This window comes from Streptomyces sp. NPDC088730 (genome assembly GCF_044751215.1).
Classification (GTDB): domain Bacteria; phylum Actinomycetota; class Actinomycetes; order Streptomycetales; family Streptomycetaceae; genus Streptomyces.
This window is the reverse complement of the sequence record NZ_JBIVLK010000011.1, coordinates 83,851-98,092: the sequence shown is the minus strand read 5'-3', so window position 1 is coordinate 98,092 and position 14,242 is coordinate 83,851. Positions and strand designations below refer to the sequence as shown.

General features: G+C 73.3%; 12 protein-coding genes. 9 read left to right on the top strand and 3 right to left on the bottom strand.

Going from position 1 to position 14,242, the window contains the following annotated elements:
• Positions 1–5 precede the first annotated feature (5 nt).
• The 9 genes from ACIP89_RS27660 to ACIP89_RS27620 all read left to right on the top strand — a co-directional run bounded on the left by ACIP89_RS27660 (position 6) and on the right by ACIP89_RS27620 (position 8,205).
• Positions 6–875 carry a class I SAM-dependent methyltransferase gene (locus tag ACIP89_RS27660; protein ID WP_402117316.1) on the top strand — a complete coding sequence of 290 codons (870 nt, stop codon included), beginning with the start codon at positions 6–8 and terminating at the stop codon, positions 873–875.
• Between the two features lie 111 nt (positions 876–986).
• Positions 987–1,979 (top strand): ArsR/SmtB family transcription factor, encoded by a 993-nt coding sequence (locus ACIP89_RS27655; protein ID WP_401927734.1) that lies wholly within the window; start codon positions 987–989, stop codon positions 1,977–1,979.
• A gap of 187 nt (positions 1,980–2,166) precedes the next feature.
• Positions 2,167–2,880 (top strand): C39 family peptidase, encoded by a 714-nt coding sequence (locus tag ACIP89_RS27650; protein ID WP_402117315.1) that lies wholly within the window; start codon positions 2,167–2,169, stop codon positions 2,878–2,880.
• 28 nt (positions 2,881–2,908) lie between these two features.
• Complete coding sequence (locus ACIP89_RS27645) at positions 2,909–3,898, top strand: alpha/beta hydrolase (protein WP_402117313.1); 990 nt, start codon at positions 2,909–2,911, stop codon at positions 3,896–3,898.
• 326 nt (positions 3,899–4,224) lie between these two features.
• A complete protein-coding gene (locus tag ACIP89_RS27640) occupies positions 4,225–6,132 on the top strand; it encodes an ATP-binding protein (RefSeq protein ID WP_402117312.1) in 1,908 nt (635 codons plus the stop codon).
• A gap of 7 nt (positions 6,133–6,139) precedes the next feature.
• Complete coding sequence (locus ACIP89_RS27635) at positions 6,140–6,574, top strand: roadblock/LC7 domain-containing protein (RefSeq protein ID WP_073734455.1); 435 nt, start codon at positions 6,140–6,142, stop codon at positions 6,572–6,574.
• A gap of 2 nt (positions 6,575–6,576) precedes the next feature.
• Positions 6,577–6,948 (top strand): DUF742 domain-containing protein, encoded by a 372-nt coding sequence (locus tag ACIP89_RS27630; protein ID WP_185092623.1) that lies wholly within the window; start codon positions 6,577–6,579, stop codon positions 6,946–6,948.
• Positions 6,926–7,621 carry a GTP-binding protein gene (locus ACIP89_RS27625; RefSeq protein ID WP_401925221.1) on the top strand — a complete coding sequence of 232 codons (696 nt, stop codon included), beginning with the start codon at positions 6,926–6,928 and terminating at the stop codon, positions 7,619–7,621. Before ACIP89_RS27630 ends, ACIP89_RS27625 begins: the two co-directional genes overlap by 23 nt.
• On the top strand, positions 7,618–8,205 hold the full coding sequence (locus tag ACIP89_RS27620; protein ID WP_401925220.1) for a GAF domain-containing protein: 588 nt from the start codon (positions 7,618–7,620) through the stop codon (positions 8,203–8,205). Before ACIP89_RS27625 ends, ACIP89_RS27620 begins: the two co-directional genes overlap by 4 nt.
• Before the next feature lie 102 nt (positions 8,206–8,307).
• On the opposite strand, the gene ACIP89_RS27615 is transcribed toward ACIP89_RS27620, so the two are convergent.
• The 3 genes from ACIP89_RS27615 to ACIP89_RS27605 are packed head-to-tail and all read right to left on the bottom strand — an operon-like array spanning position 8,308 to position 14,115.
• On the bottom strand, positions 8,308–10,239 hold the full coding sequence (locus ACIP89_RS27615; RefSeq protein WP_402117311.1) for a DUF2264 domain-containing protein: 1,932 nt from the start codon (positions 10,237–10,239) through the stop codon (positions 8,308–8,310).
• Between the two features lie 40 nt (positions 10,240–10,279).
• A complete protein-coding gene (locus ACIP89_RS27610) occupies positions 10,280–12,703 on the bottom strand; it encodes a polysaccharide lyase 8 family protein (RefSeq protein ID WP_402117310.1) in 2,424 nt (807 codons plus the stop codon).
• Between the two features lie 47 nt (positions 12,704–12,750).
• On the bottom strand, positions 12,751–14,115 hold the full coding sequence (locus ACIP89_RS27605) for a M60 family metallopeptidase (RefSeq protein ID WP_402117308.1): 1,365 nt from the start codon (positions 14,113–14,115) through the stop codon (positions 12,751–12,753).
• Positions 14,116–14,242 lie beyond the last annotated feature (127 nt).

The following is a 14,242-nucleotide window of genomic DNA, read 5'->3' as shown; positions in this document are numbered from 1 at the left end:
GGGATATGAACAGCCCCGCCACGCCCACAGCCGCCGCACGTACAGCCGCCACGCGTACGGCGGCCCCGGAAACAGCCGCCGCCACCGAGGCCGCCATGGCCGAAATCCTTGAGCTCGACGCGGAGGTCCTGGAGGCGTACCTGTCGGAGCTGACCACCTGGCTGGGTGAACTGTCCGACCGGGAACCGGTCCGCATCGTCGACCTGGGCAGCGGAACCGGGACCGGCGCGATCGCCCTGGCGCGGCGCTTCCCCCGAGCCGGGGTCTCGGCGGTGGACGTCTCCCCGCAGATGCTCCACCGCCTGTCGGCGAAGGCGTCCGGGCTGGGACTCGCGGACCGGGTCCGCGGCGTACAGGCCGATCTGGACCAGGGCTGGCCGGACCTCGGCGTCAGCGACCTCGTCTGGGCGGCCGCCGCACTCCACCACCTCGCCGATCCCGGCCGGGTGCTGTCCCACGTGTTCGACGCCCTGCGGCCGGGCGGCCTCCTGGCCGTCACCGAGATGGACTTCTTCCCGCGCTTCCTGCCCGAGGACGCCGGGGTGGGCCGGCCGGGCCTGGAGGCCCGACTCCACGACGCCCTGAAGGGGGCGCCCGCCCCCGGCTGGACGGACCACCTGGTCCGCGCCGGCTTCGCGCCGGAGGCCGAACGCCCCTTCGTGATCGACCTGCCCGCCCCGCTGCCCGGCGCCACCGCCCGCTACGCCCAGGCATGCCTGCGGAAGCTGCGCTCCCACCTCGACGGGCAGCTCCCCGCGGACGACCTCGCCGCCCTCGACGCCGTCACCGACGACGAGGGCCCGCACAGCGTCCTGCGGCGCGGCGACCTCACGGTCCGGACCACCCGGACCACCTGGGTGGGCCGCCGCCCCTGACCGCCCGTCGGGCATCGGCGCCCGCGCGGCCGGGCACGGGCCGAACGGCGGTACGCTGCCGTCGGGAAGCGGGTACGGCGTCGGTGCGCCTGCACCTTCGAGGGAGCGGCCATGCTGCGGGTGCACTTCACCCCCGAGGACCTGGGGCGGATCCGGGTGGCACCCGGACCGGACTTCCTCTGGGAGATCAGCAACAGCGTGCAGACCCTGCAACGCCGCGACGGCGAAAGGGTGTTCGGCAGCTGGCGCCGCTGGGTCCGCCCACGGCTCTCCGCGAGCCCCCGGCTGCTCTCCCCGCTGCTGCCGCCGCGCGGTTACTCGCCGGACTTCCTCACCCCCACCACCGGCGACCGCGCGACCTTGCAGGCGGCCCTCGACACCCTGATGAGCACTCCGCGCCCACGGCTGCGCACCGATCTGGCGCACCTGGCGGCCACGCTCCAACTCCCCGGCTGGGTCAGCTCCCTGGCCGGCGGGGACGCCGACGCCCTCCGGCAGCTCGGTGAGGCGCTGCGCACCTACCAGCAGGAGGCGCTTGCCCCGTACTGGCAGCGCGTCCACGCGCACATAGACGCCGACCGCGCCCTGCGTCTGCGCAGCCTCCTCGACGGCGGCACCGAGGGGCTGCTGGCCGGGCTCGGGCCGCAGTTCCGCTGGCGCCCGCCCGTACTGGAGGCGGCGTACCCCGTCGACCAGCAACTCCGGTTACGCGGCAGGGGGCTTGTGCTGCAGCCCTCGTTCTTCTGCTGGCCCACGCCGATCACCCTGGCCGACGGGGACCTGCCGCCCGTTCTCGTCTACCCCATCCACCACGCCGACGACTGGGCCGGTCCCGCCCCCGCCCGGCCCGCCGGGGACGCCGGACCGCTGGGCCCGCTGCTCGGCCGCACCAGGGCGCGCCTCCTGCGCGCGACCTGTACCGGTTGCTCCACCGTCGAGGCCGCCCGGCTGCTGGACGTGACCCATCCCGCCGTCAGCCAGCACCTCAACGTGCTGCGCGCGGCGGGGCTGGTCGCCACCGTGCGCGAGGCCGGCCGGTCCATCCACGTCGCGACGGCGGAAGGGCGGGCCCTGCTGGCCGCCGCCGGACGGGCGAAGCGGTAGCCGGCGGCGGGACGGGGCCCGTAAGCCTGAACTTTCGTTCCTTGCACCGCCCGCCGGCCGGGCACGACGCTGGCCCCTGCTGCCGGACCCGGCCGCGCCGCGCGCAGCCGCGGCGTTCACCCGGCCGAGTGCCTTCCCGGCAGGCGTTCCTCCCGCAAGGCCCGTCCCCCCACCCTCAGGAGCCTTCATGCGCAGGAGACTCGTATCCTCCGCGATCGCCGTCGCCGCCGTCGGTGCTCTCCTCCACCCCGGCCTGGCCCAGGCATCGCCCGCACCGCACGCCCCGCCGGTATCCGTGCTCGTCCACGGGACGAAGGCCGGTACGGCCGTCGTCAGCGGGCGGAACGAGCCCGGCACCCGGCTGAAGGTCGAAGCCGGAAGTACCAGCAGCGGGCACTGGCTGGAGATCGACTACCAGGTCCAGGAGACCGGCTACTGGTGCGGCCCGGCCGCCACCCGCATCGCTCTCTCGGCCCGCACCGCCCCGCCCAGCCAGGGCGTCCTGGCCGGGCAGCTCGGCACCACCGAGGCCGGCACCGACCACATCGGCCAGGTCACCGGCGTACTCAACGCGAACCTCGGCGGCGGCTGGTACGAGACCAAGGAGATGCCGAACGACCCGCCCACCCAGGCCCAGCGGGACCTGCTGTGGAACGACATCGTCTTCGACATCGACCGCAACTACCCGCTGGTCGCCAACATCGTGGCCCCGCCCGGCAACCAGCCGCCCGGCTACCCGTCGGACCAGACGATCTACCACTACTTCACCGTGTTCGGCTACGACGACGTGGACCGCACCGTCCTCATAGCCGACCCCGCCTCCTTCGGCGGCAACCAGATCTACTGGATCTCCTTCGACCAGCTCGCCACCCTGATCCCGCCGAAGGGCTACTCGGCGTGACCCGTTCCCTTTGCACCAGGAGGCCGTGTTGAGCAGCTACCGTCCCACCCGCAGAAGCGTGATCAGGGCCGCCGGCGGGATCTCCGCCGCGATGGCGCTGGGCACCGGGGGCATCCTCGCGGCCGCGTCCCCGGCCGGTGCCGCGGGCGACGGCTTCGGACTGCGCATCGTGGAGCGCGACGAGGCCGATCCGCGCATGTGGTACTACCGGTTCGCGACCGACGCGATCGGCTGGAGTCCGGGCGTCAACGTCCTGCTCCCCGACGACTACCACACCGGCGCACGCACCTACCCGGTCCTCTACCTCTTCCACGGGGGCGGTACGGACCAGGACTTCATCACCTTCGACCGTGCGGGCATCCGGGACTGGACGGCCGGGAAACCCCTCATCGTCGTCATGCCCGACGGCGGGCACGCGGGCTGGTACTCCAACCCGGTCAGCTCCAACACCGGCCCCCGGAACTGGGAGACCTTCCACATCGGCCAGCTGCTTCCCTGGATCGACGCGAACTTCCGTACCTACGCCGAGTACGACGGCCGTGCCGTCGCCGGATTCTCGATGGGCGGCTTCGGCGCCCTCAAGTACGCGGCCAAGTACTACGGCCACTTCGCCTCGGTGAGCGCCCACTCGGGGCCCGCCAGCCTGCGCCGGGACGCCGGACTGGTCACCCACTGGGCCAACGTGTCCTCGGCCGCGCTGGACCTGGGGGGCGGCACGGTCTACGGCGTACCGCTGTGGGACGAGGCCAGGGTCAGCGCCGACAACCCGGTCGAGCGGATCGAGAGCTACCGGAACAAACGGGTCTTCCTGGTGGCCGGCACCAGCCCCGATCCGGTCAACTGGTTCGACACGGCCAACGAGACCCAGGTGCTGGCCGGGCAGCGGGAGTTCCGGACCCTCCTCGGCGCCGCCGGCATCCCGCACGAATGGTACGAGGAGCCGGGCGGACACATGATCCGCGCCGCCCTGGTCCGCCGCGACCTCGACGGCATCGTCGCCCGGCTCCGCAAGGCCTGAGCGGTTACGCCGAGAAGCCCCCTGGACCCCTTGGGTTCCAGGGGGCTTCTCGGCGTGGGGCCGGGGCATGGCCGGTAACCGCCGCATCAGCGCACGCGCTTAATCGGTCGCTCGTACGAGAGGTCATACCAGAGCGGGACGGATGGCGGGCAAGTTCCGCAACTGCCCGCCGCTGCCTCGTCAAGGACGACTACCGTGTGTGTCCGGTGATCAACGGTGGGCTCATATCCCGGGGTCCGTCCGGCCGATGATCCAAGAACGACCGACCACCGTAGGTGCCACCACATGGAAACCGATTCCTGGGGCCCCACGTACCGAGGACGCTGATGTCTCAACTTCGCGCACCCGACGCGCGACCGGAACGCCGAGAGGGCGGGCGGCACGGCCGACCGGGCGCTCGTTCCCACTCGGCCGCGGCCAGACCGCGCGCTGCCCAGCCGTCCCCCGAGGCGCGCATACGCCCCCAACTCCTGCGCACCGCCGTGCTGCCGGCCATCGCCGTCATGCTGACCGGCGCCGCGGCCGTCATCCTCACGGTCCGCTCCACCGGCGCCGCGCCGTCCACCGAGCTGTGGACCGCGCTCGGCGCGGCCGCGGCGCTGGCGGTCGCCGCCGTGGCCGCGGCCTTCCTCGCCGCCAACCGCGTCGCCACCACCGTCCTCGGCCGGTGCTTCGCCCTGCGCCGGGCCAGCGCGCAGGGCCAGGCAGAACTGCAGCAGGTGGTGGAACAGCTCCGCAACGGCGAACCCGTACCCACCCGCCGGGTCCCGCAGCCCACCACCCCCGGCAGCGACGCCTTCGAACTGCTGGCGCAGGAGCTCGGCCGGCAGCAGGAAGCGGCCGTGGCCGCCGTCGTACAGGCCTCGCGGCTCTCGGAGCACACCGGCGAGGACCAGAAGGTCGAGGTCTTCGTGAACCTCGCCCGCCGGCTCCAGTCACTCGTGCACCGTGAGATCCAGCTGCTCGACGAGCTGGAGCACGAGGTCGAGGACCCCGATCTCCTCAAGGGCCTCTTCCAGGTCGACCACCTGGCCACCCGGATCCGCCGGCACGCCGAGAACCTCGCGGTCCTCGGCGGCGCCGTCTCCAGGCGGCAGTGGAGCAATCCGGTCACCATGACCGAGGTGCTGCGCTCCGCGATCGCCGAGGTCGAACAGTATCCGCGGGTCAAGCTCGTGCCCCCGATCGACGGCACCCTGCGCGGGCACGCCGTGGCCGACGTGATCCACCTCCTGGCCGAACTGGTCGAGAACGCCACGGTGTTCTCCGCCCCCCAGACCCAGGTGCTGCTGCGCGCCCAGCACGTCACCGCGGGCCTCGCCCTGGAGGTGGAGGACCGGGGGCTCGGCATGCCGGGCAACGAGCAGAAGCGGATGAACGCCCTGCTCGCCGACCCCGACCAGGTCAACGTCGCCCGACTGCTCCAGGACGGCCGGATCGGCCTGTTCGTGGTGGCCTCGCTGGCCCGCCGGCACGGCATCGCCGTACGGCTGCAGAGCAATATCTACGGCGGCACGCAGGCCGTACTGGTGCTTCCGCAGTCCCTGCTCGGGGCGGAGGACGGCACCGCGGCCGGCGAGACACCCGCGCCGCCCCCCGGCCCCGTGCACCGCCCGCCACCGCTGGACGGGCCCACCGCCCCCCGCGACCTCGGCCCCGCCCCGACGCCCGCCCCCGAGCCGGAGCGCCGGCCCTACGTGCCGCAGCAGCAGCAACCGCGGATGCACCAGCCGCAGCAGACCGGGCGTCAGGGCGAGGGCCCGCCGCTCCCGCTGCGCGCCGAACGCCTCGACCGGCCCGCACCCCCCGAGGCCCGCCCCGGCATCCGGCCGGCCGAAGACGCGGTCCCGGCGCTGCCTCCGGAGACCGAAGCCGTACGCGGCACGATGGACCGCCCGCAGCTGCCCCGCCGCGCGAACCAGGAGCATCTGGTCCCCCAGCTCAGGGAAGCACCGGCGCCGCGCACCGAGGAGGAGCCCACCCTGCACGACCCGGGGCTGGTGGCGGCCTTCCGGCGCGGCATCGACCTCGGAGAGGCCCGAGCGGAGTCGGAGCCGGGGGCCGAGTCCGTACCCGAGTCCGGCTCCGGGACGCGTCCGGCGGCGGTACCGGCCGCCGGGACACCGCTGGACCCGCTTCCGGTCCGGGGCGCCCCGGCGCCGGGGCAGCTCCTGCGCACCGGCTCGTACCACATCGATCACGACCCACTCGACGCGAACACCTCCAAGGAGTAGATGCACCATGGCGACCGATATGTCGTCCGGTCAGGTCTCGGACCTCGACTGGCTGCTGAGCGGGCTGGTCCAGCGCGTGCCGTACACCCGCAGCGCGGTCCTGCTCTCCGCCGACGGGCTGGTGAAATCCCTCCACGGCATGGATGCCGACAGTGCCGACCACATGGCGGCGCTGGCGGCCGGGCTCTACTCCCTCGGCCGCAGCGCCGGGGCGCGGTTCGGGGACAACGGGGAGGTCCGCCAGGTGGTGGTGGAGCTCGACTCGACCCTGCTCTTCGTCGCCACCGCCGGTTCCGGCACCTGTCTGGCCGTGCTCGCCGGGCGGAGCGCCGACGCCGCCGTGCTGGGCTACGAGATGGCCATGCTGGTCAAGAGCGTCCGGCCCTATCTGATGACGCCTACCAGACAAGCGGCCGGGGTGCCGGGCGCCACGGGGCTGTGAGCGTGTCGGCCACCCAGGACGCGCCGTTGCTCGACGACGCGGCGGGCCGCCTCATCCGCCCCTACACGGTGAGCGGCGGCCGCACCCGGCCCACCACCGTGCTCGACCTGCTCTCCCTGGTGATGGCCACCGGAACCGTCCCGCAGGTCCACCTCGGCCCCGAGCACTCGGTGGCGCTGGGACTGTGCGGCGGGCCCACCTCCGTGGCCGAGATCGCCGCCCACCTGCGGCTGCCCGCGGTCGTCACCAAGGTGCTCCTCTCCGACCTGGTCGACTGCGGAGCGGTCACCGCGCACCCGCCCGCCTTCCATGACATGCCCACCGACCGATCCCTGCTGGAGGCAGTGCTCGATGGCTTACGACGACAGCTCTGACGGTTTCGACGGCTCCGCCCCGTACCCGGGGACCGGGAGCCCCGGAAGCGTCGGCTACGCGCAGGAGCCCAGCAGCCCGGAGGGTTTTCCCGTCGCGCTCAAGGTGCTGGTCGCGGGTGGTTTCGGTGTCGGCAAGACGACGTTCGTCGGCGCGGTCAGCGAAATCGCGCCGCTGAGCACGGAGGAGCTGCTGACCCAGGTCAGCGCGGCGACCGACAGTCTCGAAGGCATCGAGTCGAAGACCTCGACCACGGTCGCCATGGACTTCGGCCGCATCACTCTGGACGAGCAGCACGTGCTCTACCTGTTCGGCACACCCGGCCAGGAACGGTTCTGGTTCATGTGGGACGAGCTCTCCCAGGGCGCGCTCGGAGCCGTGGTCATCGCGGACACCCGCAGACTGGAGGAGTGCTTCGCGGCCGTCGACTTCTTCGAGCGGCGCGGCATCGGGTTCATCGTCGCGGTCAACGAGTTCGACGGCGCCTTCCGCTACGGCCCCGAGGAGGTGCGGGCCGCGCTCGACCTGGCACCCGCGGTGCCCGTCGTCCTCTGCGACGCCCGGATCGCCAGCTCGGGAACCGGCGCGCTGGTCACCCTCGTCCAGCACCTCATCAACGCCACCGCCGAGCCGGCCCCGCTCTCCGGCCACGGCAGTTTCGGAGTCCATACGTGATCCCGCACGCCATCGGACGGATGCTGCTGACCCCCGTCGACAGCGACGCCCCCGTCCGGACCCAGCGGCTGCGCAGCCTCGGCCTGGGGGAGCGGAACGACGCCTCGTTCGACAACTTCGACGCCTTCGCGGACCGGGTGGCCGAAGTGACCGAAGTGCCCTTCTCGATGGTCAACTTCATCGACGGAAACCGGCAGTTCTACGCCGGACTGCACACCCCCGCGGGCACTCACAAGGGCGCGGACCTGGGCGCCACGGCTGCGGGCAGCGGCCGCGGCGGCCGCTATGTCGCCCTCGACCACGGCTACTGCCCGCACGTCGTGGTCCGGCGAAGAGCGCTGGTGCTGGAGGACGTCTGCGACTATCCGCGGTTCGCCGGGAACCCGGTCGTCGACGACATAGGCATCCGCTCCTACCTCGGGGCGCCGCTCATCGACCGCACGGGGATCGCCCTGGGCGCCGTCTGCGCGGTGGACACCGTGCCCCGCCCGTGGGGGCGGGCCGGGCTCGACACGATCAAGTCCCTCGCGCAGGAGCTGATCGGGCACATCCACAGCCGGGAGGACAACAGCATCGGGATCTGACCCGCCCCCGTCGGCCGAGCGCCTCGGCCGGCCGGGGCCGGTCAGACCCCGACCGGCTTCCGTCATGGAGCCGGACCTCCACCCGGCTCCCGTCCAGGAAGGTCAGACCTCGACCCGGCTCCCGTCCAGGAAGGTCAGGACCACCGCGTCGCCGTCCACCCGGACCCGCACCGCTGTCCGCAGCACCTCCGGATGGACACTGTCGCGGGAGAGCACGACGAGCGACACCTGCACGCTCCGGCCGCCCGGACGGGGCGCGCTGCGCAGATACGGGACCGCCGAGTGCGGCCCGTACGCGTTGGACTCGACGTCGCGCGCCACCGCCGCCCCGTCGGCGCCGCCGTCCCAGCCGTACAGCGCGACCACCGCGCTGGTCAGCCCGTCGGCCGTGCGGGCGAGCGCCCAGTCCGGACCCGAAGAGGCGAACGGGCTCGTCGGACCGGCGACCGCGTGGCCGCCCTCCCGGACCACCGCACCCTCGGGCGAGTCGACCCGGTGCACCCGGATCTCCCACGGTCCGTGCAGCACGCTCGTCGTCCCGATCCGGTACCCGCGCTCGTCGCCCGGCAGCCGCGCCGCCGACCAGGAGGAGGCGACGCGGCCCTCACAGCTCACGGGATGGATCCGGCGGCGCCGGGACGGGGTGCCGTCCGGGGCGATCAGAGCCAGCTGGTTGTCGATGTTGCGGGCCAGGGCGTGCGGCGCGGATTCCGGCGCGGTCGCCGTCGAGTACGCGAGCTTCGCGTAGTGCGGGTCGTCCTCGCCCGCGCCCCGGTCCGGATCGGCGTCGGGCGAATCGGCGCCGGGCGCGGGCGGGTTGTGGTCGCTGCCGTGGTTCACCAGCCGGACGATCCCGTCGTGCCGGGTGCCGTGCAGCAGCCAGCCCGGTGCGGGCAGCGCGGCGTACGTGTCGGACTCCTCGACGGGCAGCGGGAGCTCCCGCGCCGTCCACACCGGGTGGTCCGCCGGGAGCAGCAGCCCGAGGAACCCCTTGCTCGCCCAGTAGGGCGAGGCCGGACCCGAGTACGGCTGGGTGGACGGCAGGAAGGTGTCGTACCAGCCGAGCGTCAGCAGCCCCCGCTCGTCCGGCACCCCGCGCTCCGCGAAGTGCCGCAGCGTGCCGGAGGCGAGCCGGCGGGTGAGTCCGGGCGCCAGCGGCGTGCAGTCCGCGAGCGCGCCCATCCACACCGGAGCCAGCGAGGCGAAGCGGTACGCGAGCGAACGCCCCTGGTGGACCGGGGCGCCGTCGGCCCCGAAGAAGTGCGGGTAGTCCTCCAGGAACCGGCTGAGCCGCTCCCGGTACACCGCGGCCCGGCCGCCGTCGTCGTCCGGCCCGGCGATCCGCGCCCACAGCAGCGGGTACAGATGCATCGCCCAGCCGATGTAGTAGTCGAAGTTGCGGCCGTCCCCGTCGGTGTACCAGCCGTCACCGACGTACCAGTCCTCGATCCTGTCGAGCCCGCCCTCGATGTCGGACCGGCTGTGGGGGGCGCCCACCGAGGCGAGGAACTGTTCGGACACCACCTGGAACAGCCGCCAGTTGTTGTCCCAGGTGCGGCCGCCGACGAACCCGGAGAACCAGTCGACGACCCGCTCCTGGACCCCGGCGTCGAGCCGGTCCCAGATCCACGGCCGGGTCTCGTGCAGCGCGACCGCGATGGACGCCGCCTCCACCATCTGCTGCGAACAGTCCGTCAGGCGCGGCCAGGCCTCACCGCTGCCCGGATCGGTGCCCGCCGCGAGACCGGCCGCGTAGCGCTCGGTCAGCGCGGGGCCGACCGCCCCGCCCGCGCCCGCGATCCGGCAGGCGGCGAGCAGGAACGACCGGGCGAACCCCTCAAGACCGTCCAGGACGACCCCGGACCAGCTGCCCCGGCCGGGCAGCCGGTACTGGGCGAAGCCGGGTGTGGCGTACGGCGTCAGCGCGTCCAGCATTCGGTCGGCGGTCGCCTCCCAGTGCGCCCGGGTCCAGCCGGTACGTGACGACAGGACCCGGTCGGTCGGCGGCAGTTGCAGATGCGGGGCGACGGACATGGTGGCGCTGCTCCTCGGAATCGAAGCTCAAATGGTTTGTTCACTGGATGAGTTCGGCACTGTGCGTGTGGCCGCGCGAACCGCCGGCCGCGACGGTGAGGACGGTCCTGCGGCCGGGGACGACGCTCACGGTGGCATCGGTCCGCGCCACCGACCGCACCCGGAAGGGCAGTTCGACCGTGAGCGAGGCCTGGGAGCGGCCCGGGTCCGCCACCGCGACCGACACCCGCGCGCCCCTTCGCCGCACGAGCACAGAGGCCGGCCCCGACGAGGTGATCCCCGCCGCGGACCCGGCGTCCCAGAAGTGCGCGGCGGTCAGTCCGGCCCGCCGGTCCTCCACGGCCTGGGCGACGGCGTCGTTGGCGACGATCCGGACCGGCCGGGAGTGCGACCAGACCGCGGTGGCGGCGGCCGACGCGCCGGGCAGCAGCACATAGGCGTAGCCGGCGTCGGCGGGCGAGGTGCCGTGGTCCACCCAGAGGGTGAGGTAGCGGCGGGTGACGGGATCGGTGCTGCCTCCGGTGTCGGCGCCCGTGTTGACGGCCCGCCACGTTCCGGTGCGCTCCTCGCGCAGGGTGTGCAGCGCGGCCCCCTCGGGGAAGACGTAGCCGCCGACCCCGTCGAGATGCGCCCACCGGGCCCGGCGGAACGCGTCGGCCCGGCCCTGCTCCACGGGGAGCGGGAGCCCGTCGACCAGGAGCCGGTTGCGGCCCCGCGCGCCGAGGTTGCGGTTCTCGACGATCGTCTCGACCGCCGGGCCGTCGCTCGCGCTGATGCCCGCGCCGAGCGCGACGACCGCGTTGTCCAGCAGGAACCACGCCTTCCTGGTCCGCAGCGTGCTGCCGCTCGCGCCGGTCACCTCCATCGCGGCCACCGTGTACCGGCCGTCCAGTACGGCCCCGCCCGCGACGCTGTTCGACGGCAGGTAGGTGGAGGTGCCCGCACCGGTGCCGAGATCGTCGCGGCGGCGGGTGTCGACCGTGGTGCCGGGGAGCCGGTACGGGTCGACGGTCGGCCAGAAGCCGTCGTTGTACTGCCCGAGGTCGTCGCCGTCGTACAGGTACGTCATGCCGTCGCCGGTGTACCAGCCGTGCAGGTTCTCGCCGTTGCCCGCCTCGTACGCCGAGATCCGCTTCGACGACAGCGACAGGGCGCAGGCCCAGCCCGGGCGGCGGTGCACCACCCGGTCCATGTCCGCGAGGACGAAGCTGCCCGTCGTGCGCGCCCCCGCGCGGATGGAGCGGTCGTCGAGCACGGCCTTGGCCAGGGCCAGTTGGGGGAGGGTGGCGAGCGCCGCGAACGGGGTGGTGCGGTTGCGGGTCAGCCAGCCCTTGGCCAGCGACCGCCAGCGCTCGGCGTAGGTAGCGGGTGCGCCCGACGCGAGGAGGAGGATCGCCGCGACGGCCGAGGCGCCGTCCCGGTGGTCGCCCGCGCGCTCCCGTGAGACGGCCCGCCCGCGCACCGAGTCCATCATCAGCCCGTCGAAGACCACCGGAGCGAAGCTGCGCTCCACGGCCTCGTACATCACGGAGACCTCCGGGTCCACGACCGCCCACGCCGAGTCCGCGAGGAGGGCGATCAGCCAGGCCGCGCCGCCGAGCAGCACGGTGCCGTAGGAGCCGGTGTACGCGACCACCTCGTGCTGGACGAACGAGCCGTCCTGGTAGAAACCGTCACCGGAACTCACGTACCGGAACAGGCTGTTGCGGCCCGAGTCGCGCACGTCGGAGAGGGCGTCCCGGGCCGACGCCAGCTTGTCCGGGTCCTTGCCGAGCAGCCCGCGCAGCGCCACGGTCACCGCCTTGTCGGTGCGGTTGGCGCCGGTCTCGGACAGCGCGGGGGAGTTGGTCCGGCGGTCCGCGTCGGGGCAGAACCGGTCGACGACGGCCAGATAGTCCGTCAGGTCACCCCCGGGCAGCTGACCGCGCAGCAGGACACAGCAGTCCATCAGCGCGCGGGGAGCGCCGATCTCCCAGAACCACCAGTTGCCGCTCTCCTTCGCCTGCGGATGGTAGGCGGTGTCGTACGTGAAGCGCAGCGCGCCGAGCAGGGCCTCGGCCGTCGCCGCGTCGCCGGACAGGGCGGCGCCGGGCGTGGCCCACGCGGTGGCGAGGGTGCGCAGCCGGGTGTAGCTCTGCCCGAAGTTGCCCGGCTCCGTCAGGGGGGAGAGGTCGGCCCACAGCGCGGTGCGTCCGGCGCTGCGGTCCAGGCTCTCCCACAGTTCCCCCGCCGTGCTGTCCAGGGCCGCGAGGGCGGCGGCGGAGTCGGGGTCCGACGGGTCGGAGCCGCCTCCGGTGATCAGGGTCTCCGCCCGGAGGAGGAGCCCGTCGAAGTCCTGGTCCGCGCCGGTCGCGTTCTCCGGCGTGCTGCCCGCGGCCTGCGCGGTACCTGCTGCCGGGGCGAGCGTCGCACCGACGGCCGCGGCTCCGCCCGCGGCGAGAAGGGTCCTTCTGCTCAGTCGCACGATGACTCCCTGTCCTGTCCGGTTCCGTCGTCCATGTCCCGTGCCGCTCAGTCGGAGAGCGTGCTCGGGTCGACGTCCGGCCGGGGCAGGTTCAGGGCGGCGAGTTCCGCCCTGCCGACGGCGTCGATGGGGAAGGCCCAGGTGCTGACGAAGAAGTCCGTGAGGTCGCGGCCCGCGATACGGCTGGAGTAGGTGGCCAGTGCCCGGTAGCGCTTGTCGTTCTCGGTGGAGTCGGACTTCGGGTTCTCCTCGCGCACCAGCTTGTGCAGCCGGGGCCAGAAGTCGTCGCCGAAGGCCAGCTCCAGCTGACGCAGCGGTACGAGCTTCTCGTAGGCGCCGAACGACTTCTCGTACGTCAGTCCGGCGGTGCCGAACTTGGCCCGTGCGGTCTGGAAGGCGGTCAGCCCGGTCGCCGGGTCGACCGTGAGCAGGTTGGACGGCTGGTCCAGGGTGCGCTGCGCGGCCAGCGAGTAGATGTTCACCGTCACTTCGGTGAGGCCGCCCGGCTTGTAGGCCATCTGCTGATGGAGGTGGCCCAGTTCGTGGTACAGCCCCCAGCCGCGCGTGCGCAGCCCCTCGACGGTGGTGGCCCGGTCGAGGTAGGCGCGCGGGAAGCCGTTGTAGCCGTGCGTGGCGTACGCGCCGACACCGGTCGGCACCTTGCTGACCTCGGTGAAGTGGTACGGGCCGGCCTTGCGCCGGTGCACCGGGCGCGAGCCGTCGAGGCCGCTGATCCGGGCGTGCGAGTCGATGATCGTCCCGACCAGCCTGAGCAGTGCGGCGTGGTCCTCGTCCCGGTACTGCAGCGCGCCGTCCCGGGTCAGCGTCATGATCGTGTCCGGGCCGTGGAGTTCGACCCAGGGTGAGTCTGTGAGGGTGTCCAGCTGTCGCTGGTAGCCGGCCTCCGTGGTGCGCCCCAGCGTGAAGACCGGCATGGGGACGGCTCCGGAGCGGATGAGCACGGAGGCCCGTTCGCCGTGTCCGGTGAGCGTCAGATAGACCGGGCCGCCGTGCGGGTCCGTCACGGTGTTGTCGCCGGGAGCCAGCGGATAGGAGCGCGGTTCGGTGATCTCGCCGTAGTAGTCCCAGGCGCCGATCCAGAGCGTGGGCAGCAGACCGTCGTGCGGCCGGACGGTCAGCGAGAGCGGGGTGCCGGCGGGAACGTGCAGTCCGGTCGGCTGGAACTCCGAGCCGCGCAGCGCCTGGGCGAGCCGCAGCCGTTCGGCCTCCGCGGCGGGGCGTGCGGTGACGGTCAGGGCGACGGGGCGGCCGGCCGGCCGGCGGGGGGCGGCCTGCGCGGCGGGAACGGCGGCGCCGAGTGCGGCCACCGCCCCGGCGCCGGCCGCGGCGGCGAGTACGGAGCGTCGGCCGACCGAGGCGGCGGACGGGGCGGAGGGGGTGTGCTGACGCATGCGGAACTCTCCCTGCAGAAACGAACGAGGGGCGGAAGCGTGCGGAACGGGGTGGGACTGCCGTCAGCATGTAAGCGGTTGCTGTCGAGCCGCAAGGGGAGTCGGGAAGTTACTGTCATTTTCTATG